The sequence below is a fragment of the Actinoplanes sp. NPDC049265 genome (assembly GCF_043197135.1).
GTDB lineage: Bacteria > Actinomycetota > Actinomycetes > Mycobacteriales > Micromonosporaceae > Actinoplanes.
Map to the genome: position 1 here is coordinate 407119 of NZ_JBICSP010000004.1, position 23811 is coordinate 430929.

24 protein-coding genes are annotated in these 23811 nt (G+C 73.4%); 10 read left to right on the top strand and 14 right to left on the bottom strand.

Annotation, left to right across the window (positions count from 1 at the left end):
- Nucleotides 1–56: 56 nt before the first annotated feature.
- On the bottom strand, nucleotides 57–488 hold the full coding sequence (locus tag ACGFIO_RS13970; RefSeq protein ID WP_392826248.1) for an HIT family protein: 432 nt from the start codon (nucleotides 486–488) through the stop codon (nucleotides 57–59).
- Nucleotides 489–591: 103 nt separating this feature from the next.
- Nucleotides 592–1446 carry an SDR family NAD(P)-dependent oxidoreductase gene (locus ACGFIO_RS13975; protein WP_392826250.1) on the bottom strand — a complete coding sequence of 285 codons (855 nt, stop codon included), beginning with the start codon at nucleotides 1444–1446 and terminating at the stop codon, nucleotides 592–594.
- An 84-nt stretch (nucleotides 1447–1530) separates the two neighbouring features.
- On the opposite strand from ACGFIO_RS13975, the gene ACGFIO_RS13980 reads away from it, so the two are divergent.
- Nucleotides 1531–2070 carry a TetR/AcrR family transcriptional regulator gene (locus tag ACGFIO_RS13980; RefSeq protein WP_392826252.1) on the top strand — a complete coding sequence of 180 codons (540 nt, stop codon included), beginning with the start codon at nucleotides 1531–1533 and terminating at the stop codon, nucleotides 2068–2070.
- Here ACGFIO_RS13980 and ACGFIO_RS13985 read toward each other — a convergent pair.
- Nucleotides 2042–2182 carry a hypothetical protein gene (locus tag ACGFIO_RS13985; RefSeq protein ID WP_392826254.1) on the bottom strand — a complete coding sequence of 47 codons (141 nt, stop codon included), beginning with the start codon at nucleotides 2180–2182 and terminating at the stop codon, nucleotides 2042–2044. The genes ACGFIO_RS13980 and ACGFIO_RS13985 overlap by 29 nt on opposite strands.
- Before the next feature lie 9 nt (nucleotides 2183–2191).
- Between ACGFIO_RS13985 and ACGFIO_RS13990 the strand changes: the two genes are divergently transcribed.
- Nucleotides 2192–2791, top strand: coding sequence for an NAD(P)-dependent oxidoreductase (locus tag ACGFIO_RS13990; protein ID WP_392826256.1), 600 nt, complete (start codon nucleotides 2192–2194; stop codon nucleotides 2789–2791).
- A gap of 195 nt (nucleotides 2792–2986) precedes the next feature.
- Here ACGFIO_RS13990 and ACGFIO_RS13995 read toward each other — a convergent pair whose 3' ends face one another.
- From ACGFIO_RS13995 to ACGFIO_RS14010, 4 genes are all read right to left on the bottom strand, one after another.
- Entirely contained in the window at nucleotides 2987–3490 is a 504-nt protein-coding gene (locus ACGFIO_RS13995) for a nitroreductase/quinone reductase family protein (protein WP_392826258.1), read from the bottom strand.
- Nucleotides 3491–3591: 101 nt separating this feature from the next.
- Nucleotides 3592–4311, bottom strand: coding sequence for a VIT family protein (locus ACGFIO_RS14000; protein WP_392826260.1), 720 nt, complete (start codon nucleotides 4309–4311; stop codon nucleotides 3592–3594).
- Between the two features lie 10 nt (nucleotides 4312–4321).
- Nucleotides 4322–5545, bottom strand: coding sequence for a sensor histidine kinase (locus ACGFIO_RS14005; protein ID WP_392826262.1), 1224 nt, complete (start codon nucleotides 5543–5545; stop codon nucleotides 4322–4324).
- A complete protein-coding gene (locus ACGFIO_RS14010; protein WP_392826263.1) occupies nucleotides 5542–6213 on the bottom strand; it encodes a response regulator transcription factor in 672 nt (223 codons plus the stop codon). Before ACGFIO_RS14010 ends, ACGFIO_RS14005 begins: the two co-directional genes overlap by 4 nt.
- A 62-nt stretch (nucleotides 6214–6275) precedes the next feature.
- Here ACGFIO_RS14010 and ACGFIO_RS14015 point away from each other — a divergent pair, with 62 nt between their 5' ends.
- The gene (locus ACGFIO_RS14015; RefSeq protein WP_392826265.1) at nucleotides 6276–6803 is read left to right on the top strand and encodes a DUF2231 domain-containing protein; all 528 of its coding nucleotides are present in this window, start codon (nucleotides 6276–6278) and stop codon (nucleotides 6801–6803) included.
- 6 nt (nucleotides 6804–6809) lie between these two features.
- Here the strand turns inward: ACGFIO_RS14015 and ACGFIO_RS14020 are convergent, their stop codons facing one another.
- Together ACGFIO_RS14020 and ACGFIO_RS14025 are read right to left on the bottom strand one after the other, a co-directional pair.
- A complete protein-coding gene (locus ACGFIO_RS14020) occupies nucleotides 6810–7847 on the bottom strand; it encodes a zinc-dependent alcohol dehydrogenase family protein (RefSeq protein ID WP_392826266.1) in 1038 nt (345 codons plus the stop codon).
- Nucleotides 7848–7921: 74 nt separating this feature from the next.
- Nucleotides 7922–8563 (bottom strand): response regulator, encoded by a 642-nt coding sequence (locus ACGFIO_RS14025; RefSeq protein ID WP_392826268.1) that lies wholly within the window; start codon nucleotides 8561–8563, stop codon nucleotides 7922–7924.
- Between the two features lie 86 nt (nucleotides 8564–8649).
- Between ACGFIO_RS14025 and ACGFIO_RS14030 the strand changes: the two genes are divergently transcribed.
- Together ACGFIO_RS14030 and ACGFIO_RS14035 are read left to right on the top strand one after the other, a co-directional pair.
- On the top strand, nucleotides 8650–10335 hold the full coding sequence (locus tag ACGFIO_RS14030; RefSeq protein WP_392826270.1) for a GAF domain-containing sensor histidine kinase: 1686 nt from the start codon (nucleotides 8650–8652) through the stop codon (nucleotides 10333–10335).
- A gap of 64 nt (nucleotides 10336–10399) precedes the next feature.
- Entirely contained in the window at nucleotides 10400–11350 is a 951-nt protein-coding gene (locus ACGFIO_RS14035; RefSeq protein WP_392826271.1) for an Acg family FMN-binding oxidoreductase, read from the top strand.
- Between the two features lie 62 nt (nucleotides 11351–11412).
- On the opposite strand, the gene cydB is transcribed toward ACGFIO_RS14035, so the two are convergent.
- The 4 genes from cydB to cydD all read right to left on the bottom strand — a co-directional run bounded on the left by cydB (nucleotide 11413) and on the right by cydD (nucleotide 17246).
- Nucleotides 11413–12408, bottom strand: a complete 996-nt coding sequence (gene cydB / locus ACGFIO_RS14040) for a cytochrome d ubiquinol oxidase subunit II (protein ID WP_392826272.1) — start codon at nucleotides 12406–12408, stop codon at nucleotides 11413–11415.
- An 11-nt stretch (nucleotides 12409–12419) separates the two neighbouring features.
- Nucleotides 12420–13808, bottom strand: a complete 1389-nt coding sequence (locus tag ACGFIO_RS14045; protein WP_392826273.1) for a cytochrome ubiquinol oxidase subunit I — start codon at nucleotides 13806–13808, stop codon at nucleotides 12420–12422.
- A complete protein-coding gene (gene cydC, locus ACGFIO_RS14050; protein WP_392826274.1) occupies nucleotides 13795–15504 on the bottom strand; it encodes a thiol reductant ABC exporter subunit CydC in 1710 nt (569 codons plus the stop codon). The genes ACGFIO_RS14045 and cydC overlap by 14 nt, the downstream gene beginning before the upstream one ends.
- A gap of 98 nt (nucleotides 15505–15602) precedes the next feature.
- Nucleotides 15603–17246, bottom strand: coding sequence for a thiol reductant ABC exporter subunit CydD (gene cydD / locus ACGFIO_RS14055; protein WP_392826276.1), 1644 nt, complete (start codon nucleotides 17244–17246; stop codon nucleotides 15603–15605).
- A gap of 187 nt (nucleotides 17247–17433) precedes the next feature.
- Between cydD and ACGFIO_RS14060 the strand changes: the two genes are divergently transcribed.
- Complete coding sequence (locus ACGFIO_RS14060) at nucleotides 17434–18405, top strand: Acg family FMN-binding oxidoreductase (protein WP_392826277.1); 972 nt, start codon at nucleotides 17434–17436, stop codon at nucleotides 18403–18405.
- Here the strand turns inward: ACGFIO_RS14060 and ACGFIO_RS14065 are convergent.
- Nucleotides 18386–18895: a cation transporting ATPase C-terminal domain-containing protein gene (locus tag ACGFIO_RS14065; RefSeq protein ID WP_392826278.1), complete on the bottom strand. Its 510-nt coding sequence runs from the start codon at nucleotides 18893–18895 to the stop codon at nucleotides 18386–18388. The genes ACGFIO_RS14060 and ACGFIO_RS14065 overlap by 20 nt on opposite strands.
- On the opposite strand from ACGFIO_RS14065, the gene ppdK reads away from it, so the two are divergent.
- From ppdK to ACGFIO_RS14085, 4 genes are read left to right on the top strand one after another with little or no spacing between them, the layout of a single operon-like run.
- Nucleotides 18894–21527: a pyruvate, phosphate dikinase gene (gene ppdK, locus ACGFIO_RS14070; RefSeq protein ID WP_392826280.1), complete on the top strand. Its 2634-nt coding sequence runs from the start codon at nucleotides 18894–18896 to the stop codon at nucleotides 21525–21527. The genes ACGFIO_RS14065 and ppdK overlap by 2 nt on opposite strands.
- A 9-nt stretch (nucleotides 21528–21536) precedes the next feature.
- Nucleotides 21537–21926 carry a hypothetical protein gene (locus tag ACGFIO_RS14075; protein ID WP_392826281.1) on the top strand — a complete coding sequence of 130 codons (390 nt, stop codon included), beginning with the start codon at nucleotides 21537–21539 and terminating at the stop codon, nucleotides 21924–21926.
- A gap of 33 nt (nucleotides 21927–21959) precedes the next feature.
- Nucleotides 21960–22829 (top strand): universal stress protein, encoded by an 870-nt coding sequence (locus tag ACGFIO_RS14080; RefSeq protein WP_392826282.1) that lies wholly within the window; start codon nucleotides 21960–21962, stop codon nucleotides 22827–22829.
- A gap of 9 nt (nucleotides 22830–22838) precedes the next feature.
- The gene (locus ACGFIO_RS14085; RefSeq protein WP_392826283.1) at nucleotides 22839–23810 is read left to right on the top strand and encodes an Acg family FMN-binding oxidoreductase; all 972 of its coding nucleotides are present in this window, start codon (nucleotides 22839–22841) and stop codon (nucleotides 23808–23810) included.
- Nucleotide 23811: the final 1 nt, after the last annotated feature.

Here is a 23811-nt window from a genome sequence, read left to right on the forward strand (position 1 = left end):
AGGCCGCGGGTGCCCTCGGACCGCCCGGTCGCGCGGCCGGCCGAGGAGCCGCCCCTTCAGTCCACCCGCGGCACGTGGGCCGGCTCGCCCAGCTCACGCAACGCGGACCGCAGGCGGCGGGCGGCGTCGTCGAGCTTCGCCGCGTCGTTCTCGGGCGCCATGTGGGCGAAGTCGAGGTCGGCCATCTCCCACATCGGGCTGACGTGCACGTGGCAGTGCGGCACCTCGAGGCCGGCGATGGCCAGCCCGGCGCGCGGGGCGTCGAAGGCACGCTCGACGGCCCGGCCGATCGTCTGGGCGACGGTCATCACCCGGGTCAGCAGCTCCGGCGGCAGATCGGTCCATTTGTCGATCTCCTGCCGGGGTACGACCAGGGTGTGCCCGGCGCGCAGCGGTGCGATGGTCAGGAACGCCACCACCTGGTCGTCCTGCCAGACGAAACGGCCGGGCAACTCGCCGGCGATGATCTTCGAGAAGATGCTGGTCATGCCCGGACGGTACCGGTCCGGCGGGCAGCCGGGTGCGATCAGGTGGGGTGGTCCGCCAGTGTCACCCACCGTCCACAGTCGGAGGCTGGGCGCCTCCTCGACATCAGGACGATCGGCCACCCGTCAGGTAGGCGCCCACACCCATCGCGTCGGCGACCGCCCGCGTGGTCTCGGCGCCGAGCCGGTTGAAGGCCTCGACCGCCTCCAGCTGGCCGGGGTGGGCGACCACCGTCCGCAGCGGACGCCGGCCGGCGGGTGTCTCGACCAGGGCGACGACGGCGTCGGCCACGACCTGGGGGTCGGCGGCGAGCTCGGTCGACCGCTTGATCACGGCCTGGGTGAAACCGCCGACCGCCTCGGTGTACGGGGCCATCCGCTCGGCGTCGGCCGGCACGGTGGCGTTGAGGCCGATGTTGGTCGGGTACGACGCCGCCTCCACGACCACCGACTCCACCCCGAACGGCGCCAGCTCGTGGTGCCATGCCTCGGTCACACTGCCCAGGGCCGCCTTGCTGGCCGCGTACAGCCCGGAGAACGGCAGCGCGACCCGCCCCGAGAGGGAGCCGATCTGGATCAGCACCCCACTCCCCTGCCGGCGCAGGCCGGGCAGCACGGCCCGGCCGACCCGCAGCGCGCCGAGCACGTTGACGTCGAGCTGGCGGGCCGCCTCCTCGGCGGTGAACGCCTCCACCGGCCCGGCGAAGATGCCGCCGGCGTTGTTGACCACCGCGTCGAGCCGATCCAGGCCGGCCACCGCCCGGTCGACCGAATCCTGGTCGGTGACGTCGATCTCGACCACCCGCGGGTTGCCGGCGAACGCGGTCAGCTCGGCCGCGGCCTTCTCGTTGCGGCCGCCCACATCCCGCAGTCCCGCCACGACGCGATGCCCGCGCCGGGCCAGGCTCTCCACCGTCAACCGCCCGAAGCCGCTGCTCGCGCCGGTCACCAAGACATCCATGGTTCTCCCTGTACGAAGAAAGTGGGGCACCACCCCACTAAAGCGGGGTGGTACCCCGTTTGTCAACTCACTAGGATGCGGAACGTGCGAGCGGATGCACGACGCAACTACGAGCAGATCGTCGCCGCGGCCGAGGCGGAGATCGCCCGGTCCGGGGCCGACGCCTCGCTGGAAAAGATCGCCCGCGACGCCGGGGTGGGCTCGGCCACACTGCACCGGCACTTCCCCAGCCGCCAGGCGTTGCTGGAGGCGGTCTTCCACGACCGGGTCGAGGGGCTGTGCGCCCGGGCCCGCGAGCTGGCCACGACGGCCGACCCGGGGCGGGCCCTGGCCGACTGGCTGCGCGAGGTCGCGGTCCACGGCGCGACCACCCGCGGGCTGGCCGAGTCGGTGCTCTACGCCGCCCCGGCGACCAGCGACTGCGAGGTCATGCTGCTCGACGCCGGGGGCGAGCTGCTGCGACGGGCCCAGGCGGCCGACGCGGTACGCCCCGACGTCGCCATCGTCGACCTGCTGACCGTGGCCAACGCCGTCTCGCTGGCCACGCGCAACGCGGACGACGCCATCCGCCTGATCACCCTGTCGATCGAGGGGATCAGCGCGCCGCCGGCCGCCCGTCGATGATCACCCGCAGCTCGAGCCGGGTACGCCAGTCGCCGTCGCCCGGCAGCTCCACCTCGGACAGCCTCAGGTCGTACGCGGCGGCCGATTGACGAACGGCGTTCGTGGCGAACATTGTTCGTCCATGAGTCGAGTCATCGTTCTGGGTGCCGCCGGCCGGACCGGGCAACTGATCGTCGAGGAAGTGGCGCGGGCCGGCCACCACGTGACCGCCGCCGCCCGCCGCGCCGAGGGAATGGTCCACGCTGACGTCCGCGACGAGGCCAGCCTGCGCTCCGCCATCGCCGGGCACGACGTGGTGGTGTCCGCGATCGGCCCGCCCGGCCGCCGCTCCGGCAACCTCTACTCCGACGGCGCCCGGGCCACCGTCGCCGCCATGCGGGCCACCGGCGTCCGGCGCTACCTGGCACTGAGCTCGGTCGGCGTCCGCCCCGACGACCCGCACGCCGCCTGGTGGTACCGCTACCTGCTACGCCCGATCGCCGCCGACCTCTACGCCGACATGCACCGGATGGAGGAGATCGTGCGGGCCACCGAGCTGGACTGGACGTTCGTACGCCCGAGCCATCTGCGGGACCACCCACCCACCGGCACCTACCGGGTTACCGACAACGCCACCCCGCCCGGCGGCCGGCGGATCACCCGCACCGATCTGGCCCGCTTCATCGCCGCCGAGCTGACCGAGCACCGCTGGTCGCGGCGCGCGCCGAGCCTGGCCGAGTGAATGGCCGACACCGAGCCCGGCCGAGCGAGTGGCCGGCGCCCGAGCCTGGTCGAGTGAAGGGCCAGCGCCGAGCCTGGCCGAGAGAAGGGCCGGCACCGAGCCCGGCCGAGAGAAGGGCAGCGCCGAGCCCGGCCGAGTGAAGGGCCAGCGCCGAGCCCGGCCGAGAGAAGGGCAGCACCGAGCCCGGCCGGTTGGTCAGGACGGATCGGCGACGCCGTGGTCGGCACAGATCTGGAACACGGGGACGCCGGCGGCGATCGCGGCGAAGGCGGCCGGGTCCGCGTGCCGGTCGACCGGGATGTGCGGACGCGCGCCCGGCGCCACCCGCAGGTACGCCGCCAGGATCGGCGGCCGCAGCTCCGGTTCGACCTCGACCAGCCGGACGCATTCCCAGCCACCGGACCGGATGACCGCGCGACCGCCCGCCGCACGCACGTTGGCGACCCAGCCCGTGCGTTCGCCGAGCATGGCGACCAGATAGCGGTGCCCGTCGTGGACCACCGGGACGAGCGGCAGGGTGATCGGGCGACCGGTGCGCCGGCCCCGGACCTCGAGTGTGATCAGCCGGCTCCGGAACCAGCCGGTCTCGCCGGCCCAGACGGTGACCCGGTTGAGCGCGGCGGCCAGCCGGTTCGGCCGGCCGGAGCGGTACATCCACCGGCGAATCCGGCCTGGCTCGCGTACCCCGATGGTTTCCATGATTGCCGTCCCGGGTGCCGTCGGCGACTGACTGACTCCACCACGATGCGCCCGCGGCCGTCGCCCGGGTCAGGGCCGTTGGTCCCGATCCGGACCGGCCGTCAGCCGACGGCGGTGCCCACGAGATGGCCGACGGCGAAGGTCACAGCCATGGCCACCGCACCGCCGACGACCAACCGGACGACCGCCCGCCGCGCGGCGGCACCGCCCAGCCGGGCGCTCAGATAGCCGGTCAGGGCCAGCGCGGCGGCCACCGCGACGAACGTGACCGGGACGCGGGCGCCGGCCGGCGGCAGCAGGATCGCGACCAGCGGCAGCAGCGACCCGACGGTGAAGGCCAGCGCCGACGCGCCCGCCGCGTGCCACGGGTTGGTCAACTCGTCCGGGTCGATGTGCAGCTCGGCGTCGGCGTGCGCGGCGAAGGCGTCCCGCTCGGTCAGTTCCTCGGCCACCAGGCGGGCGGTCCGCGGCGACAGGCCCTTCGCCTCGTACAGGGCGATCAGCTCCTCGAGCTCCTGCTCGGGGAAGTCGGCCAGCTCGGCGCGCTCCTTGGCCAGCAGCGCCCTCTCGGTGTCGCGCTGGCTGCTCACCGACACGTACTCGCCCAGCGCCATCGACACCGCGCCGGCGACCAGACCGGCCACCCCGGCGGTGAGGATCGGGCCGGTGGCCGTGCCGGCGGCGGCCACACCCAGCACCAGGCCGGCCGTGGACACGATGCCGTCGTTGGCGCCGAGCACACCGGCCCGCAGCCAGTTGAGCCGGGTGGCGATCGCCGGGTCGTGCGGTTCGCCGGCATGGGTGACGGTGGGCTCGGACATGGTGACCTCCTCAGTCCCGGTGCGCGGGCAACCGTACGGTGAACGTCGCGCCCCGCCCGGGCCTTCCCTCGGCCCGGATGCTGCCGCCGTGGCCGGTCACCACCTCGCGGGCCAGGGCCAGGCCCAGCCCGAACCGGCGCTGATCGGTGGCGCCGGCCCGGGCGAACCGGCCGAAGATACGTTCGGCGTCGGCCGGGTCGAAGCCCTCGCCGTCGTCCTGGACCACGATGGTGACCTGGTCCGGTCCGGCGGTCAGGGTCACGACGACCGAACCGCCGGCCGCCGTGTGGCTGATCGCGTTGTCGACCAGGGCGACCAGGACCCGGCGCAGCGCCGCCTCCCGCCCACCGGCCACCGCGGGCCGGTCCGGATCGGGCACGAGCTCGAGCGCGACGCCCTTGTCGGCCGCCCGCGGCGCCATCTCGCTGAGCGCCCCGGCGGCCACCACGCCGAGGTCGACGGCGGTCCGGTGGCCGTCCTCACCCCGCCCCATCTGCGACGACAGCAGCAGGTCCTCGACCATCTCGCCGAGCTGCCGGGTGCCGGACACCAGGTGGTCGACGTCGTCGGCCACCGCGCCCGGGGCGGCGCCGGCCCGCAGGTCGCGGGCGAGCAGCTGGGCCCGGGTGTGCAGCTGGGTGAGCGGGGTGCGCAGCTCATGGCTGGCATCGGCGACGAACCGGCGTTGCCGGCTCAGCGCCTCGCCCAGCGGGGCGGTGGCCCGGCGGGCCAGCGGCAGCGCCAGCAACACGGCGATGGCCAGGCCCACGACCTCGGCCAGGAGCAACGCCAAGAACAGGCGGTGGCGCTCCCGCTCGGTCGGTTCCAGGTCGGCGACGACCTGGACGAGTTTGTCCTCGCGGCGCGTGGTCAGCACCATGTAGTCCTCGTCGCCGGCGATGACGCGGCGGATGCCCGAGGTGCCACCGGACCGGACGCGGTCCAGGTCGGCGCGGTCCGGCAGGTCGTCGGGGGCGCCCGGGGTTCCGGAAAGGTGGCCCGCCGTGTTCTCCTCGAAGATCCACATGTCGGGTGGTGGGTCGTCGGTGTCCTCGGCGGCGGCCGCCGTGCGTCGCATCGACGAATCGAGGGTGGAGCGCTGGGTCCGCGCGACCACCACGATCGCGAGCGCGCCGACCACCAGCATGCCGAGCACGATCGCGGCGGCGGTCTGCACGGTCAGGGTCCGCTGGGCCCTGTGCAGGAGCCGGCGGTCGGGGTCGGCCGCGCTCACGGCCGGCCCAGCCGGTAGCCCTGGCCGCGGACCGTCGTGATCACGTCGGGACCGAGCTTGCGGCGCAGGTAGTGCACGTAGGTGTCGACCAGCGCGACGGCCGAGGCGTCGGGGAACACCCGGTCGACGATCTCCTCCCGGCGGAACACCTGCCCGGGGTTCTCGGCGAACAGCCGCAGCAGGTCACTCTCCCGGCCGGACAATCCGACCGGCTCCCCGTCGCCCACCGACACCTTCCGGGTGACCAGGTTGAACTCCGCCTCGCCGAAGGTCAGGACCGGTTCGGTCCGGGACGGCCGGCGGCGCAGCAACGCCCGGACCCGGGCCAGCAGCTCCTCCACGTCGAACGGCTTGACCAGGTAGTCCTCGGCGCCGTGGTCGAGCCCGGCGACCCGGTCCTCGACCGCGCCCAGAGCGGTGAGGATCAGGGCGGGCGCCTCGACACCGGAACGCCGGAGGCGGGCCAGCAGGTCCAGGCCCTCGATCGCGGGCAGGCCCCGGTCGACGATCAGGACGTCGTACCGGCCGACCAGCGCCCGGTGCAGGCCGGCCTGGCCGTCCGGGGCGATATCGGCGGCGTACCCGGCCGACCGGAACAGACGCAACAGCAACTCGCCGACCTCCCGGTCGTCCTCGACCACCAGGATCCGCGTGCCGCTCACCATCATCGGACCACCCTGCCTTCCCGAAGATGGGAAAACTCCAAGATTCGCGCCCATACCCTTCGATCATGAGCACTGTGAATGGGCTCCCGGCCCACATCCTGCTGGTTCACGCCGTCGTCGTGCTGCTGCCACTCGCGGCGTTCCTGCTCGTCCTCACGGCCGTCTGGCCGGCCGCGCGACGCCGGCTGGCCGGCCCGAACGCCATCCTGGCGGTCGGCGTCCTCATCCTGACACCGATCACCACCGAGGCCGGCGAGTGGCTGGAGCACCGGGTGCCTTCGACCGAGCTCATCCACCAGCACGCCGAGCTGGGCGACCTCGCGCTCTTCATCGCCATCCCGATCGCGGTACTGGCCGTGCTGGTGTGGTGGCGGCAGCGGGAGGCGACCGAGGGCACCGCCCGGGTCGGCGGCCGGACCTGGCTCGCGCCGCAGTCGATGGCCGTCACCCGGGTGATCGCCGCCCTGGCCATCCTGGCCGGCCTGGCCGGTGGCATCGGCACCTACCGGATCGGCGACTCCGGCGCCAAGGCGGCCTGGACCGGCAACTTCAGCGCGACCCCGGTCGAGGGCGGCCCGGAACGGCCGCGCTGACCGGGCTCAGCGGGACAGCACGACCTTCAGCGCGCCGGTCTGTGCCGGGCGGGAGAACACGTCGTACGCCGCCATGATGTCCTCCAGTGGGAACCGGTGGGTCACCATCTGACCGACGTCGAGCTGCCCGGCCACCAGCATGCCGAGCAGTTTCGGCGTGGAGAACGTGTCGACCAGGCCGGTGGTGATGGTGACGTTGCGGATCCACAGGTCCTCGAGGTGCAGCGTGGCGGGTTTGCCGTGCACGCCGATGTTGGCGACCCGCCCGCCCGGACGGACCAGCCGGGTGCAGAGCTCGAAGGTCTCGGGTACGCCCACCGCCTCCATCACCACGTCCGCACCGAGGCCGCCGGTCAGCTGGTCGACGACGGCCTTCGGATCCTCGTCAGCCAGCACCGTGGTGTCGGCGCCGAGCATCTTCGCCGCCTGCAACCGGCTGTCGGCCTTGTCGATCGCAACGATGTGCGCAGGCGAGAAGAGCCGCGCGCCGATGATCGCGGCCAGGCCGATCGGGCCGGCCCCGACGATCGCCACGGTGTCGCCGGGGCGCACGTTGCCGTTGAGCACGCCGACCTCGTACGAGGTGGGCAGGATGTCGGCCAGCAGCACCGCCGCCTCGTCGGAGACCTGCTCCGGCAGCTTGTAGGTGGACAGGTCGGCGAACGGGACGCGCGCGTATTCCGCCTGCACGCCGTCGACCAGGTGCCCGAGGATCCAGCCGCCGCCACCGCGGCACTGGCCGTAGGCGCCCTCGCGGCAGAACCGGCACACGCCGCACGCCGAGATGCAGGAAGCGAGCACCCGGTCGCCCTCGGCCAGCCCGGCCACCCCGGATCCGACCGCCACCACCGTGCCGACCGCCTCGTGGCCGAGCACCCGGCCGGGCCGCACCTCGGGCACGTCGCCGCCGAGAATGTGCAGATCCGTACCGCAGATCGTCACCGCGTCGACCCGGATGATCGCGTCCCGCGGGTCGCTCACCACCGGGTCGGGAACCTCCGTCCAGGACTTCACACCCGGACCGCCGTAAACCAGGGCCTTCATCACGCCTCCTCGCGTCGATGTCACCCCTGACGCTGCACCGCCCGTCGGGTCGAGGGCAGGGCCGGAAGACCTGATCAGTGCGGGTGTTCGCCGAGCAGGCGGGTGGCGAGCACGGCGGCCTGGGTACGCCGTTCCAGGCCGAGCTTGGCCAACAGGCTGGAGACGTAGTTCTTGACCGTCTTCTCTGCCAGGAACATCCGCCCGGCGATCTCGCGGTTGGTCAGGCCCTGGGCGATGTACTCCAGGATGCGGCGTTCCTGGTCGGTCAGGGCGGCCAGCTCGCGGGGCTGCTCGACGCCGTGCCGGATGCGTTCCAGGACGCGCTGGGTGACCGCCGGGTCGAGCAGCGACTGGCCCTCGGCGACCCGGCGCACCGCGTCGACCAGGTCGGTGCCGCGGATCTGCTTGAGCACGTAACCGGACGCGCCGGCCATGATCGCGGCGAACAGCGCCTCGTCATCGTCGTACGAGGTCAGGATCAAGCCCTTGATCGTCGAGTCGATGGCGCGCACGTCCCGGCACACGTCGATGCCGTTGCCGTCGGGCAGTCGGGCGTCGAGGACCGCGACGTCGGGCCGCAACGCCGGGATCCGGCGGGTGGCCTCCTGCGCGGAGGCCGACTCGCCGACCACCTCGATGTCCCCGCCGGCTTGCAACAGGTCGGCGAGGCCACGACGGACGACCTCGTGGTCGTCGAGCAGGAAGACTCGGATCATGCCTTATTCCTACCCTGTCGTCCGGCCGCGCCCAAGGGACCAAAGTCCCGCCACACCGAACTCTCCGGCACCGATAGCCTGACGGCATGGAAGACCCTCCCTCGCTGGGCCTGTCGCCGCTGTCCCGGGTGCGACTGGACGAACTGCTGCAGGAGATGCTGGACCGGGTCAGCGAGGTGGTCACCAGCCGGGAGCGGCTCCGGTCGCTGCTCGACGCGGTCGTCGGCATCGGTTCCGACCTCGATCTGCGCAGCACCCTGCAACGCATCGTCGAGGCGGCGTGCGGCCTGGCCGGGGCTCGGTACGGCGCTCTCGGCGTGATCGGGGCCGACCGGGACCTGTCCGACTTCATCACGCACGGCATCGACGCCGAGACCCACGCCGCGATCGGCGACCTGCCGCACGGCCGCGGGGTTCTGGGCCTGCTGATCACCGATCCCCAACCGGTACGCATGCCGGACATCACCAAGCACCCCCGGTCGTACGGCTTCCCGGCCCACCATCCGCCGATGCACAGCTTTCTCGGCGTCCCGGTGCGCACCCGGGACCAGATCTTCGGCAACCTCTACCTGGCCGACAAGCGGGGCGCGGCCGAGTTCTCCGACGACGACGAGGAGATCGTGGTGGCCCTGGCCGCGGCGGCCGGCGTGGCGATCGACAACGCCCGGCTGTTCGCCCTGGCCCAGCGCCGGGAACGTTGGCTGTCGGCCACCGCCGAGATCACCAGCCTGCTGCTGGGCCGGGTCCGCCGGACCGAGGCGTTGCGGCTGATCGCCCGGCATGCTCGTGACGTCACGGACGCGGCCCTGGTGATGGTGCTGCTGTACGACGAGCAGAACGCCCGCCACCGGATCGAGGTGGCCGACGGCGACGACGCGGCGTCGAGTCTCACGGGTCAGTTCGTGCCCGTCGAGTCGGCCACGGCACGGGAGTTCGCACACGAGAACTACCGCCTGATCGAGAACCTGCAGAAGGGCGCCGACTGGCCCGAGGCGGTGCCGGCCGGCCCGGCGCTGGCCGCACCGCTGGCCGGCGCCGGGACGTTCCTGGGCGTGCTGGTCGTGGCCTTCGCGCCCGGGTACGCCATCCAGGAGGAGGACGCCGTTCTGATGTCCTCCTTCGCCGGTCAGGCCGCCCTCGCCCTGGAACGCGTCCGCGCGCAGGAGGAACGCGAGCAGCTGGTCGTCCTCGAGGACCGTGAGCGCATCGCCCGCGACCTGCACGACGTGGTGATCCAGCGGCTGTTCGCCACCGGGATGCAGCTGCAGGGCGCGGCCGCCCAGGCCGTCCGTCCCGAGGCGGCGCAGCGGATCAACGCGGCCGTGGACGACCTGGACGCCACCATCCGCGACATCCGCCGGTCGATCTTCGAGCTACGCGCGCCGGCCGGCACCAGCCTGCGGACCGAGCTGCGGGACGCGGTCGAGGCGGCGGCCGGGACGCTGGGCTTCCGTCCGACGATCGACGTGTCCGGCCCGGTGGACAGCGCGGTACCCGACGACATCGTGGCCGAGCTGCTGGCCGTGCTGCGCGAGGCGTTGTCCAACGTCGCCCGGCACGCCGGCGCCTCCACGGCCCGGGTGTCGGTCAGCGCCGGGGACGGCACCGTCACGCTGCGGGTCGAGGACGACGGCGTGGGCATCGACCCGGCCCTGGCCCGCGGCGGCGTGGTCAACATGGGCGAGCGCGCCCACGATCTGGGGGGCACCTTCGAGATCGGTCCCGGCCCCGCGGGCGGCACCGTTGTGATGTGGCGGGTGCCGCTCACCTGAGGGCCCGCAAGAACGGGTCTTTCGGCCCTGCCCGGTCCCCGATCGGGCCCGGCACCGTGGTGGTATGACACCGTACGACCAGCAGGATCTGCGCCGGGCGGCCGAAGCCGCCATCAGGGCCCCATCGCTGCACAACAGCCAGCCCTGGCGCTTCCGGCTCGCCGACGGCGCGATCGACGTGATCGCCGACAACGAACGGCAACTCGCGGTGGCCGACAGCGGCGGTTGGGCGGTCCGGATCGCCTGTGGCGCCGCGACGTTCAACGCCGGGCTGGCCCTCGCCGCCGCCGGGACCCCCGCGACGGTCGCGCTGCGGCCGGACCGCGGATCCGACGTCGTCGCCCGGCTCACGCCGGCCGGCCCGCGGCGGCCCGGCTACCCGGAACTGGAGCTCGCCCGCGCCATCGGCCGCCGGCACAGCAACCGGCGGCCGTTCTGGCCCGACCCGGTGCCGCCCGAGGCACGCGCGGCCCTGCTGGCCGCCGCCCGGGACCAGGGCGTCTGGATGGACCTACTGGTGGGGATGACCGCGCTCAGCGGCTTCGCCGAGATCGCCCGCAGCGCCGAGCGGGTGCTGCGGCGGGACTTCGCGTACCAGGCCGAGATGAGTAGCTGGATCCACGCCGACGCGGCGCCCGACGGTGTCCCGGTGTACGCCGGCGGCCCGGTGGCCGAGCCGCACGATCTGCTGCCGCAGCGGCCGTACGGGACCCGTGGTCGTGCCCCCGGACGGGACTTCGAGCCGGAACCACTGGTGGCGATCCTCGGCACGACCGGCGACCACCCGGCCGACCAGATCGCGGCCGGCCAGGCGTTGCAACGTGTGCTGCTCACCGCGACCGCGGCCGGCCTGGCCACGTCGATGATCTCCCAGCCGATCGAGGTCCCGGCCGCGCGCGACCAGCTACGCCGTTCACTGCGCCGCACCGGCACACCCCAGATCGCGATCCGGGTCGGCTACGGCGACCCGGGCCGCCTCTCGCCCCGGCGCGACCTGGCCGACGTCCTCGTCTGAGGCCGCGACGCCGATGGCCGGTACGTCCTGGTGGACGTACCGGCCATCTCGTTCGTCCGGTGTCAGACCGGGATGTTTTCCATGGTCAGGCGCTTGCGGAACACCCAGTAGGTCCAGCCCTGGTAGGCCAGGACGATCGGGGTGAACGCGACCGCCACCCAGGTCATCACCTTCAGCGTGTACGCCGTCGAGGAAGCGTTGTGCACGGTCAGGCTGTACGCCGGATCGATGCTGGAGGGCATGACGTTGGGGAACAGGGTCACGAACAGCGCGAAGGTCGCCAGCACGATGGTCGCGCCGGTGGCCAGGAAGGCCCAGCCCTCGCGGCGGAACCGGGCGGCGACGGTGGCACCGGCCAGCGCGGCCGCGGCGGCCACCGACAGCAGCGCGCCGATCGCGTCGCCCTGGGCCAGGCTGGTCCACAGCAGGAAGCCGCCGGCCACGGCGATCGCCGGGAAGGCCAGCCCGGCGGCCAGCGCGCCCGCTCGCCGGCGGGTCTCGCCGTCCGTCTTCAGGGCCAGGAACACCGCCCCGTGCAGCAGGAACAGCGTGAGCGTGGTGAGACCGCCGAGCAGCGCGTACGGATTGAGCAGGGTGAAGAAGCCGCCGACGTACTCGTGGTTGGCGTCCAGGCGTACCCCTCGGATGATGTTGCCGAAGGCCACGCCCCACAGCACCGCGGGGACGAGACTGCCACCGATGATGCACCAGTCCCACCGGCGTCTCCAGGCCGCGTCGTCGCGCTTGCCGCGGTACTCGAACGCCACGCCGCGCAGGATCAGCGCCACCAGGATGAGCAGCAGGGGCAGGTAGAAGCCGGAGAACAGGGTGGCGTACCACTCGGGGAACGCCGCGAAGGTGGCGCCGCCGGCGACCAGCAGCCACACCTCGTTGCCGTCCCAGACCGGGCCGATGGTGTTGATCAGCAGGCGGCGTTCGCGGTCATCGCGGCCGAGCACCGGCAGCAGCATGCCGACGCCGAAGTCGAAGCCCTCGAGCAGGAAGTAGCCCGCCCAGAGGATGGCGATCAGGCTGAACCAGACGGTGGTGAGTTCCATGGTCGTTGTCCTCAGTAGGCGAAGGTCAGGGGACGGTCGGGGTCTTCGGACACCGGCTCGATCGCCGGCGCGCCGGCCCGCGCGTACCGCAGGAAGAGGCCGACCTCGATCACCGCGAGTACGCCGTAGAGCAGCGTCAGCACCACCAGCGACGTGCCGGCCTCGCCGGCGCTGACCGACGGCGAGCCGCTCTGGGCGGTTTTGAAGACACCGAAGACGGTCCACGGCTGGCGGCCCATCTCGGTGAAGATCCAGCCGAACGAGTTGGCCAGCAGCGGCATCCCGACGGTGGCGACGGCGGCGGCCCACAGCCAGCGGTTGGCCGGTGTGCGGCCCCTCCGGCTGGTCCACAGGGCCAGGGCGGCGATCAGCATGGCCAGCCCCCCGAAGCCGATCATCAGGCGGAACGACCAGTAGGTCACCGGCACGTACGGGGTGTAGTCACCGGGGCCGTACTTCCGGGCGTACTCGGCCTGCAGGTTGTTGATGCCCTCGACCTGGCCCGACGGGCTGCCGGTGGCTATGAACGACAGCAGCGAGGGGATGCGGACGCTGGCCACCTCCTCGCGCCCGTCCAGCGACCCGACGGTGAACAGCGAGAACGAGGCGGGCGAGGACGTCTCGTAGAGCGCCTCGGCGGCGGCCATCTTCATCGGCTGCTGTTCGGTCATCACCCGGGCCTGCAGGTCACCGGTGATCAGTACGCCCAGCCCGGCGATCAGCACCACCCAGGCGCCCAGCCGCAGGCCGGGGCGGAACACCTCCTCCTGACTGCGTTTACGCAGGTGCCAGGCGCTGACCGCGAGCATGAGCGCGCCGGCGGTCAGGAAGCAGGCGGTGATGGTGTGCGGGAACGTGACGAGCGTGGTGACGTTGGTCAGCACGGCGCCGATGCTGTGCAGCTCGGCCCGGCCGCTCATGGTGTTCACCTCGTACCCGACCGGGTGCTGCATCCACGAGTTGGCGGCCAGGATGAAGTACGCCGACAGCAGCGTCCCGATCGACGCCAGCCAGATCGTGGCCAGGTGCAGCCGCTTCGGCAACCGGTCCCAGCCGAAGATCCACAGTCCCAGGAACGTGGACTCGAGGAAGAACGCGAGCAGGCCCTCGATCGCCAGCGGGGCACCGAAGATGTCCCCGACGAAGCGCGAGTAGTCGCTCCAGTTCATGCCGAACTGGAACTCCTGCACGATGCCGGTGACCACGCCCATCGCGAAGTTGATCAGGAACAGCTTGCCCCAGAACTTGGTGGCCCGCAGATAGTGCTCCTTGCCGGTGCGGACCCACGCGGTCTGCAGACCGGCGACCAGCGCGGACAGCCCGATCGTGATCGGCACGAAGATGAAGTGGTAGACGGTCGTGATGCCGAACTGCCATCGGGCCAGGTCAAGCGCGTCCACGGGATTTCCTTTCGGTGAGTACGCCCAGATTCTGCGGTTCTTTCGCGCCGGTGCTCAGGGCCGAAGGTCCCGCCGGGGTCCCGATCGCCACCACGCGATCGACCTCGGCGGCGATGTCGGCGCGGTGGGTGATCAGCAGGACGGCGCGGTCGCCGGCCGCACGGAGCAGGTCGTGGGTGAGGGCGGCGGCCGTCTCGTCGTCGAGGTGCTCGGTCGGCTCGTCCAGGATCACCGTCGAGAAGCCGGCCAGCAGCGTCCGGGCCAGCGCGAGCCGCCGCCGCTGCCCGCCGGAGAGCCGCATCCCGTGCTCCCCCACCGGGGTCTCCAGGCCCAGCGGCAGACCGTCCACCCAGTCGAGCAGGCGGGCATCGGCCAGGGCGGCGCGCAGTTCGCCGGGCGTCGCCGCCGGACGGCCGATCCGCAGGTTGCCTTCGATCGTCGTGTCGAAGAGGTGTGCGTCCTCGGGCAGGTATCCGACCAGCTCGCGGACCCGGTCCCCGGCCAGGTCGCGCAGGTCGAGGCCGTCGAGGGTGACCTTCCCGGCGTACGGCTGAAGGAACTTGACCAACAGTGCCGCGACAGTGCTCTTGCCCGACCCGCTCGGGCCGACCAGCGCGACGCGCTCCCCCGGGCGCACCTCCAGGCTCAGGTCCCGCACCGCCGGGCGGCCCGGCTCCCAGGCGGCGCTGACGTTCTCCAGGCGCAGGGTGTGCGGCCCGTCCGGCACCGGCAGCGGATCGGCCGGCTCGGTCACCACCGGCTCGGCGGTCAGCACGGCCGAAACCCGCCGCAGCGCGGCCCGGACCCCGGCGAAACGCTGGGCCGCGGCCGGCAGCCCACCGGCGACCTCGAAGACCGCGAGCGGGGTCAGCACGACCACGGCCAGCAGTTCCCCGCCGAGCGCGCCGGACCGCACCCCGGCCGCACCCGCCGCCAGGCCGGTCAGCACGCACAGCCCGGTCACCAGGGCGGTCACCGCGGCCGACGTGCCGGCCGTCAGGGCGGCCCGCCGCTCGGCTCGCCGCAGCCGGGCGTCGGCCTCGGCCAGGCCGGCCAGGTGTGTCCCGGTGGCCTGGTAGGCGATCAGGTCGGGCAGGCCCTGCACCAGGTCGGCGGTCCGGACGGCCAGTTCACCGCGCAGGTCGGCCAGTCGTCCGTCGGCGCGGCGGGCGGTGGCCGCCTGCAGCAGCGGCACCAGCACCCCGACCACGATCAGGCCGGCGGCCAGCACGACGCCGGTGAGCGGGGACAGCGCGCCGACGACGGCCACGGCGGCCCCGCCGACCAGGATCGCGACGGCGTACGGGAGCACCACCCGGGTGAGCAGGTCGAGGACGGCGTCGACGTCGGTGGCGAGCCGCTGGGTCAGATCGGCGCGGCGGAACGCGGGCAACCCGGCCGGGGCGAGCAGTTCCAGGCGGCGGAACATGCGGACCCGGACCTCGGTGAGCACGCGCAGCGCGGCGTCGTGGCCGAGCAGCCGCTCGACGTAGCGCAGCACGCCGCGGGCGAGGCCGAAGGCGCGGACAGCGACGATCGCGACCATCAGATGCAGGACCGGCGGGTGCAGGGCGGCCCGGGAGATCAGCCAGGCGGCGACGGCCATCAGCCCGACCCCGGAGGCAGCCGCGCCGGTGCCGGCGAGCAGGGCGACGATCGCGGGCCCGAGCCATCCGCCCCGACCACCGGTGGGCATCCGGTGTTCCACTCGATCATCGACCAGCCTCAGCCGTCCCGCCCGATCACCGGCCAGCCTCAACCGACCCGCCCGATCACCGGCCAGCCTCGGGCGGCTCATCGGGCACCGGCCGTGATCACGCGGTCGGCGATGGCGATCAGCTCGGGGCGATGCGCGGCGATCAGGACCGTGCGGCCGGCCGACAGGCGCCGGATCGCGGCGGTCACGTCGGCCGCGGTGGCGGCGTCCAGGTTGGCCGTCGGCTCGTCGAGCAGGACGATCGGGGCGTCGCGGAGGAACGCGCGGGCCAGGGCGATCCGCTGGCGCTGGCCGGAGGACAGACCCGCGCCGTCGTCGCTCAGGCGGGTGTCCAGGCCGTCGGGCAGCGCGGACACGAACTCGGCGGCGCCGGCGTAGTTGAGGGCCCGCCGGATGTCGACGTCGGTCGCCGCCCCGGCGCCGAGGCGCACGTTGTCGCGGATCGTGCCGGCGAAGAGGCGCGGCCGCTGTGGCACCCAGGCGATCCGGTGGCGGTCCGGGGTCTGAACGCTGCCCGTCGTCGGTTGCACGAAGCCGAGCAGAAGGTTGAGGGCGGTCGACTTGCCGGAGCCGCTCGGGCCGGTGAGCGCGACGGTTTCACCTGGCTCGATCGTGGCGTCCAGCCGGAGGGCCGGCTCGGCGCGGTCGGGATAGCTGACGACGACGTTCTCGAACCTCAGTCGATCTTGGCCGGGGTTCGCGCCGCCGCCCGCCTCCCCCGCCCCTGTGGGTGGGCAGGAATGTAGCGCACGAAGATGACGAACTGACGCGTTGTCCACAGGCGCGTCGAGGATCGCGAACGCGTCCTCAGCGGCGGCCAGACCTTCGGCGCTGGCGTGGTAGTTGGCACCGACCTGGCGCAGCGGCAGGTACGCCTCCGGCGCCAGGATCAGCACCAGCAACGCGGTGGCCAGGTCGAGGTGGCCGGAGACCAGGCGCAGCCCGATACCGACCGCGACCAGCGCCACCGACAGCGTGGCGAGCAGCTCCAGCACCAGCGAGGACAGGAACGCGGTGCGCAGCGTACGCATGGTCAGCCGCCGTTGTTCGTCGCTGAACCGCCGGATGATCGACGCCTGGGCCTTCGCCCGCCCGAAGATCTTCAGCGCGGGGAGTCCGGTGACGACGTCGAGGAAGTGGTGCGCCAGCCGGGACAACCGCCGGAACTGGCGCCGGTTGGCCGCCTCGGTGTGCATGCCGACCAGCGCCATGAAGACCGGGACGAGCGGCAGCGTGACCGCGACCGTGGCCGTGGCGACCAGGTCAGCGGGCGCCAGCCGGGCCAGCACGATCACCGGCACCAGCGCGGCCAGCACCAGCTGGGGCAGGTAGCGGGCGAAATAGGCGTCGAGCGCGTCCAGCCCGCGGACCACCAGCGTGACCGACGCGCCGGTGTCCCCGGCCGGGCCGCGCTCGACCAGCCGGGCGAGCAGCCGCGCCCGCAGCTCGCTCTTCACGCCGGCGGCTGAGCGGGCGGCCAGCACCTCCTGCGCCCAGGAGAGCAGCGCGCGGGCGGCCACCACGACGGCCAGCCAGGCCAGGGCCGGGGTCAGCGCGGCAAGGCCGGCGCCGTCGAGGAAGACGGCGGTGATGCTGTCGGCCAGCAGGGTGGCCTGGGCGACGATCAGGCCGGCCAGAGCGAGGCCCAGCGCGACGGTCCCGGCGAGGAACACCCGGGTGGTCCGGGCGTACCGGATCAGGCGCGGGTCGAGAGGGCGCACGGGCGTTCCTTTCCACGGGTACGGCCTCAGTCTGCGGATCTTCAGTCCGGCTCCCGCAGGGCCGAAGGTCCCGACCCGGACAGGCCTCCGGCCCGGGCGGACGGCACGGCGGAACGGGACCTTCGGCCCTGAGCCCGGCCGGGACGGCCCCGGCACCGTGGTGGTGACCGAATCAAGGAGGAAGGCCATGTCCGCCATCCGCGAGACCCTGGCGTCGGCGGCGCGTACCGCGCTGCACGCGCCGTCCGTGTTCAACACCCAGCCGTGGGTCTGGCGGGTGACCGCCGACGCGCTGCAGCTGTGGTCCGACCCGGCCCGTCAGCTCGAGATCACCGACCCGGAGGGCCGGCTCCTGATGCTGAGTCTCGGCGCCGCGCTCCATCACGCCCGGGTCGCGCTCGCCGCTGCCGGGCACGACGTGGCGGTCGACCGGCTGCCCGACCACCACCGCCCGGACCTGATCGCCGAGCTGCGGGTGACCGGGACCACCCCGGTCGCGCCCGCGACCGAGGCGCTGGCCGCGGCCATCGAGCGGCGGCGGACCGACCGGCGGGCGTTCGGGGACCGCGCCGTACCCGGTCCGGTGATCGACGGTCTGCGCGCCGCGGTCGAGGCCGAAGGCGCCTACCTGCACCTGCTGCGCCCGGACCAGGTGGTGATGCTGGGCATCTCGGCCGAGCTGGCCGAGGCGGCCGAGGCCGACGACCCGGACTACCGGGCCGAGATCGACCGGTGGACCACCCGTACGCCCTGGGACGGTGACGGCGTGCCGGCGACCACCGCGGTCGCACCCGGTCTGCGGCGCGTGCCGGTGCGCGACTTCGCGCCCGACCGGATCGCCGGTCTGCCAGTCGGTGGCGGCCGCGACCAGGGCGCCGAGTACGCCGTGGTCTTCGGCACCGGCGACGACCGGATCGACCTGCTGCACGCGGGCGAGGCCCTGTCCGCCCTGCTGCTCCGGGCGACGGCCGACGGGCTCAGCACCGCGCCGCTGACCGACGCGATCGAGGTGAGCTGGCCCCGGCACCTGGTTCGCGAGCTGCTGGCCGGAACGGGCGAGCCGTTCGTGGTGGTGCGCCTGGGCTACAGCGACGCCGGCCGCGATCTGCCGCCCGCCCCGCGCCGCCGGGCCGAGCAGGTCATCGAGATCGAGCCGTGACACGGCGCCCATGCGCCCGGTACCACTCGTCGGCTCCCCACACCAGCAACGGGAACGGGAGCAGCACGGCGAGCTGGGCCGGGTGCAGGGCCGCGGTGCCGAACACCGCCCGCAGTGGCGGCAGGTAGATCAGGGCGGCCGCGAAGACCAGCTCGAACGCGATGCCGGCGAGCAGCGGCCGGTTGCTGAACAGCCCGATCGAGCGCAGCGCGGCCCGGTCGGTGCGGGCCGCGAAGGCCGTACCGATCTGGCAGGCCACGATGCCCGCGAACGTCATCGTGGTGGCCTGTTGGTAGGCGTGCGTTCGTCGACCACGCCGACGCCGGCGGTCGTCTCGGTCATGACTCCACCGTCGGCCGCCGTGGTGCACCCGCAGCAGGGCCGAAGGTCCTCCAGGGCTGGTGGACGGGCCCTCCGGCCCTACTGGGCGGGTCCTCACGCGGAGTTTCCTCGGCGGGAGAGACATCGACACCGGGAGGCGGTTGGGCATGTCGAGGTATGTGTACGACTTCACCGAAGGCAGCAAGGACCAGAAGGACCTGCTCGGCGGCAAGGGCGCCAACCTCGCCGAGATGACCCGGATGGGTCTGCCGGTGCCGCCCGGCTTCACCATCAGCACCGAGGCCTGCCGCGCCTACCTACGGACCGGCAACGTTCCGTCCGGCCTGTTCGCCGAGGTCGAGGACCATCTGCGCCGGGTCGAGACACAGCTCGGGAAGCGGCTCGACGACGCGCACGACCCGCTGCTGCTGTCGGTGCGGTCGGGCGGCAAGTTCTCGATGCCCGGGATGATGGAGACGATCCTCGACATCGGGCTGTCCGACGCCAGCGTCGAGGGGCTGGCCGCCCGCAGCGGCGACGAGCGCTTCGCCTGGGACTCCTACCGGCGGCTGATCCAGATGCTTGGCCGGACGGTGTTCGACGTGCCCGCTGCGGAGTTCGAGACCGGGTCGCCGACCGAGCAGATGGGTGTGGCCGAGCTGCGCGATCTCGTCGAGGCACACAAGAAGGCGTTCCGGGCGTACACCGGAAGGGAATTTCCGCAGGCGCCGCACGAACAGCTCTTCCTCGCCATCACCGCGGTCTTCCGGTCCTGGAACGCCGAACGCGCGGTGCTCTACCGGCGGCAGGAGCGGATCCCGCAGGATCTCGGCACCGCCGTCAACGTGATGGCGATGGTGTTCGGCAACCGGGGCCCGGACTCGGGTACCGGCGTGGCGTTCACCCGGGACCCGGCCACCGGGCGCCGCGGTGTCTACGGCGACTACCTGCCGAACGCGCAGGGCGAGGACGTCGTGGCCGGCATCCGCAACACGGTCAGCCTGAGCGCGCTGGCCGGCATCGACCCGGCGAGCTACCGGCAGCTGCTGTCCATCATGGAACGGCTGGAGCAGCGCTACCGCGATCTCTGCGACATCGAGTTCACCATCGAGAACGGCAAGCTCTGGATGCTGCAGACGCGCGTCGGCAAGCGGACGCCGGCGGCCGCCTTCGTGATCGCCGCGCAGCTGGTCGACGAGAGCGTCATCACCCTCGACGAGGCGCTGCTGCGGGTCAACGGCGAGCAGCTGGCCCACCTGATGTTCCCCAGTTTCGACCTGGCCGCCGCCCCACCCGCGTTGACCACCGGCGTACCCGCCTCGCCGGGGGCCGCATCCGGCGCGGTGGTGTTCGACTCGGCAGCCGCGTCCGCCGCCACCGGGCCGGTGATCCTGGTCCGCCGCGAGACCAACCCCGACGACCTGCCCGGCATGATCGCCGCGCAGGGCATCCTGACCAGCCGCGGCGGCAAGACCTCGCACGCGGCCGTGGTGGCCCGGGGCATGGGCCAGACCTGTGTCTGCGGGGCCGAGGAGATCGAGGTCGGCGACGGCCAGTTCACCGTGGGCGGCCGCGTGGTGCGGGCCGGCGAGATCATCTCGATCGACGGGACCACGGGCCGGGTGTACGCCGGTGAACTGCCGGTGCGCCCGTCGCCGGTGGTGCGGTTCTTCGAGGGCGAGCTGCCGCCCCACGGCGACCAGCTCCTGGGCGCCATCCAGCGGCTGATGACCCACGCCGGCCACGTCGCCCGGCTGGGCGTGCACGCCAACGCCGACACCGCCCGCGACGCCGCCCGGGCCCGCCGCTACGGCGCCACCGGGGTCGGGCTGTGCCGCACCGAGCACATGTTCCTGGGCGATCGCCGGGTGCTGGTCGAGCGGCTGATTCTGGCCGAGGACGAGGTGGAACGGGACGCCGCCCTGGCCGACCTGCTGCCGTTGCAGCGGGCCGACTTCGAGGACCTGCTCGCGGCGATGGACGGGCAGCCGGTGACGATCCGGCTGATCGACCCGCCGCTGCACGAGTTCCTGCCGCCGCTGGACGAGCTGGCCGCCCGGGTGGCCACCGCCGAAGCCCGCGGCACGGATCCGGGGCGGGACGCGACGCTGCTGACCGCCGTCCGCCGGATGCACGAGGCCAACCCGATGCTGGGGCTGCGCGGCGTACGTCTGGGCCTGGTCATCCCCGGGCTCTTCGCCATGCAGATCCGGGCGGTGGCCGAGGCCGCGGCCCGGCGGGTCACCGCCGGCGGCGACCCCCGCCCGGAGATCATGATCCCGCTGGTCGGCACGGTGCAGGAGCTGGAGACGGTACGCGCGGAGGCCGAGACCGTCCTCGCGGCGGTCACCGGAGCCTCGCGGATCCCGATCGGCACCATGATCGAGGTGCCGCGGGCGGCGCTGACCGCCGGCGAGATCGCGCACGCGGCCGAATTCTTCTCCTTCGGCACCAACGACCTCACCCAGATGACGTGGGGCTTCTCCCGCGACGACGTGGAGGGCGCGTTCTTCGGCCGGTACCTGTCGCTGGGCATCTTCGCGGTCTCGCCGTTCGAGACCATCGACAGCGGCGGCGTCGGCGAACTGGTCCGGATCGCCGTCGAACGCGGCCGCGCCGCCCGGCCCAACCTCACCATGGGAGTCTGCGGCGAACACGGCGGGGACCCCGCCTCGATCCGGTTCTTCCACGAGGCCGGGCTGGACTACGTGTCCTGCTCACCGTTCCGGGTCCCGATCGCCCGGCTGGAGGCCGGCCGGGCCGCCGTCGCGGAGTCGGCCACCGCGTCGGACAGCCGTTAGGCGCCGGCCATGGACGACGGCGGCAACCTCACGATCGTTCCGGTACGGCACGGCGACCGCACGATCGGCGCCTACGTCCCCGGACCGGACGACCGGGTGACGTACGTGCCGGCGGTCGACGTGTCCCGCATCGCCATGGCGGCCCTCGGAGCCGCCACGGCGATGGCCGTCGCCCTCTCGGCCGCGGTCGCGCTGCGACGGCGGCCGGTGGTCGGCGCCATCTCGATGGGGCCGGGCGGCTGGGTCAGCCTGAAGCGGACCGGTGTCCCGCCCCTGCACGACGCCACGCCCCGGCCGTGGTGGGCCCATGTGCTGCGGGCCCACCGGCTGGGGGCGTTGGGTCCCGTACGGACGGGACCTCCCGCCCTGTGCCGGAGCGGGCGCGGCGGCCGACGCTGAGGACGGAGATATCGGCTCGTGGAAGGAGCAGCCATGGCCGCCAACAAGGTCCTGGTGGGATACGACCGGTCGACGGGAGCGGCGGCCGCTGCCCGGTGGGCGCTGGACGAGGCGGAACGGACCGGAGCATCGGTCGAGTTCCTCTACGCGTACGAGTGGCCGACCTGGACGCCCGCGGCCTCGATGATGCTCGGCACGGCGGTGTGGCCGGACAACGAGACCGAGCGGGTCATCCACGACCTGCTCGAGACCGTGGTGACCGACGCGCACCGCAGCCACCCCGGCGTCCCGGCGACCGCCCGGCTGGTCCAGGCACCCGCGGCGCTGACGTTGATCGACCGGTCGGCGGGCGCCGGCCTGGTGGTGCTCGGCGGGCAGGGCCACAGCGCCGTCGCGGGCCTGCTCGGCTCGGTGAGCACCGCGGTCAGCACGCATGCCCGGTGCCCGGTCGTGGTGGTTCGTGGTGACCCCGACACCGGTCCGGTGGTGGCCGGCGTGGACGATACGGACGGCGCCACCGCCGTGCTGGCGTTCGCCTTCGAGGCCGCCGCCGGCCGGGGTGGCGAGCTGCGGGTGGTGCACGCGTGCCCCGGATCCTTCGACTGGCTGCGCGGTGTCCGCGAGCCGGTGCCGGAGGAGGAACTGTCCGCCCGCGCCAGGCTGCTGGACGATCGTCTGGCCGTCTTCGGAGCCCGCTACCCCGGTGTGAAGGTCACCGCCGACGTCGTGCCCGAGCACCCCGCGGCGGCACTGGACCGGGCATCGGCCGGGGCCAGGCTCGTGGTCGTCGGCAGCCGCGGCCGGGGCCCGGTCCGCGGGGCGCTGCTCGGCTCGGTCAGCCGGCATCTGCTGCACCGGTGCCCGGTCAGCGTCGCGGTCGTCCGTACCCCCGCGTCGACCTGAGGCACGGTCATGGTCCCCGGTGACGTCCGCCCTGACCAGCGCACCTCCGCGCTGGTCAGGGCGGCCGTGCTCGGCGGCACGGCGCCGTCGATCCACAACAGTCAGCCGTGGCGCTGGCGGATCGGGCCGGACACGCTCGACCTGCTGCTGGAACGGTCCCGGCTGCTCACCACGGCCGACCCGGACGCGCGGTTGGCCGTGGTCAGCTGCGGCGCCGCGCTGCATCACGCCCGGCTGGAGCTGGCCGCGAGCGGGTGGCGGACCGGGGTGGACCGTCACCCGGCGGACGACGGTGACCAGCTCGCCCGGATCAGCCTGGGCGGCCGCGCCGAACCCGACCGGTACGCGGGGCGGATGGTCCGGGCGACCCTGCGCCGGAGCACCGACCGGCGTACCCGTCCGAGCGCACCGCTGGACCATGACAAGCTTCGGACCGTCGCCGCGGCCGTCCGCCGCGAGGAGGCCCGGCTGACGCTGCTGCGTCCCCGGCAGATCCACCTGCTCGCGGCCGCGGTGCGGCTGGCGGCGGCCGAGACGGCGGACCCGGCGTGGCAGGCCGAGGTCGAGACCTGGCTCGGTGGCGTACGGCGGGCGTACACCGGAATTCCCGCGGCGGCCCTGCCCGGCGGCCCGGGACCGGCGCTCCTCGGGGCGGGCACGACGAGCGTCCGGGACCTCCGGGACCATGCCGCCGTGCTGGGTGTGCTCAGCACGACGACCGACACCCGGCCGGCGTGGCTCCGCGCCGGCGAGGCCCTCTCCGCGGGTTGGCTGACCGCAACCCGCATCGAGGTCTCGGTGCTGCCGCTGAGCGGCGTGATCGAGGTCGCGGCCAGCCGCTCGATGGTCCGTGACCTGGTCGGCGACGGCTACCCACATCTCGTCCTGAGGTTCGCGGCCGGCGAACCGGCCTGCACCCCACCCCGTAGCCCGCGTCTGCCGGCCGCGGCGATCATCGAGCACGTTGCCGGAAGGACCTGAC

What these genes read in the sequence shown, in the direction of transcription:
- ACGFIO_RS14015 (WP_392826265.1), top strand. Translation starts at nt 6,276, where the DNA reads ATGAGCACTGTGAATGGGCTCCCGGCCCACATCCTGCTGGTTCACGCC.
- ACGFIO_RS14000 (WP_392826260.1), bottom strand. Translation starts at nt 4,311, where the DNA reads ATGTCCGAGCCCACCGTCACCCATGCCGGCGAACCGCACGACCCGGCG.
- ACGFIO_RS14075 (WP_392826281.1), top strand. Translation starts at nt 21,537, where the DNA reads ATGGACGACGGCGGCAACCTCACGATCGTTCCGGTACGGCACGGCGAC.
- ACGFIO_RS13995 (WP_392826258.1), bottom strand. Translation starts at nt 3,490, where the DNA reads ATGGAAACCATCGGGGTACGCGAGCCAGGCCGGATTCGCCGGTGGATG.
- ACGFIO_RS14020 (WP_392826266.1), bottom strand. Translation starts at nt 7,847, where the DNA reads ATGAAGGCCCTGGTTTACGGCGGTCCGGGTGTGAAGTCCTGGACGGAG.
- ACGFIO_RS14030 (WP_392826270.1), top strand. Translation starts at nt 8,650, where the DNA reads ATGGAAGACCCTCCCTCGCTGGGCCTGTCGCCGCTGTCCCGGGTGCGA.
- ACGFIO_RS13990 (WP_392826256.1), top strand. Translation starts at nt 2,192, where the DNA reads ATGAGTCGAGTCATCGTTCTGGGTGCCGCCGGCCGGACCGGGCAACTG.
- ACGFIO_RS14025 (WP_392826268.1), bottom strand. Translation starts at nt 8,563, where the DNA reads ATGATCCGAGTCTTCCTGCTCGACGACCACGAGGTCGTCCGTCGTGGC.
- ACGFIO_RS13970 (WP_392826248.1), bottom strand. Translation starts at nt 488, where the DNA reads ATGACCAGCATCTTCTCGAAGATCATCGCCGGCGAGTTGCCCGGCCGT.
- ACGFIO_RS14065 (WP_392826278.1), bottom strand. Translation starts at nt 18,895, where the DNA reads ATGCCCAACCGCCTCCCGGTGTCGATGTCTCTCCCGCCGAGGAAACTC.
- ACGFIO_RS14085 (WP_392826283.1), top strand. Translation starts at nt 22,839, where the DNA reads ATGGTCCCCGGTGACGTCCGCCCTGACCAGCGCACCTCCGCGCTGGTC.
- ppdK (WP_392826280.1), top strand. Translation starts at nt 18,894, where the DNA reads ATGTCGAGGTATGTGTACGACTTCACCGAAGGCAGCAAGGACCAGAAG.
- ACGFIO_RS13985 (WP_392826254.1), bottom strand. Translation starts at nt 2,182, where the DNA reads ATGTTCGCCACGAACGCCGTTCGTCAATCGGCCGCCGCGTACGACCTG.
- ACGFIO_RS14080 (WP_392826282.1), top strand. Translation starts at nt 21,960, where the DNA reads ATGGCCGCCAACAAGGTCCTGGTGGGATACGACCGGTCGACGGGAGCG.
- cydC (WP_392826274.1), bottom strand. Translation starts at nt 15,504, where the DNA reads ATGCCCACCGGTGGTCGGGGCGGATGGCTCGGGCCCGCGATCGTCGCC.
- ACGFIO_RS13975 (WP_392826250.1), bottom strand. Translation starts at nt 1,446, where the DNA reads ATGGATGTCTTGGTGACCGGCGCGAGCAGCGGCTTCGGGCGGTTGACG.
- ACGFIO_RS14010 (WP_392826263.1), bottom strand. Translation starts at nt 6,213, where the DNA reads ATGATGGTGAGCGGCACGCGGATCCTGGTGGTCGAGGACGACCGGGAG.
- cydB (WP_392826272.1), bottom strand. Translation starts at nt 12,408, where the DNA reads ATGGAACTCACCACCGTCTGGTTCAGCCTGATCGCCATCCTCTGGGCG.
- ACGFIO_RS14060 (WP_392826277.1), top strand. Translation starts at nt 17,434, where the DNA reads ATGTCCGCCATCCGCGAGACCCTGGCGTCGGCGGCGCGTACCGCGCTG.
- ACGFIO_RS14035 (WP_392826271.1), top strand. Translation starts at nt 10,400, where the DNA reads ATGACACCGTACGACCAGCAGGATCTGCGCCGGGCGGCCGAAGCCGCC.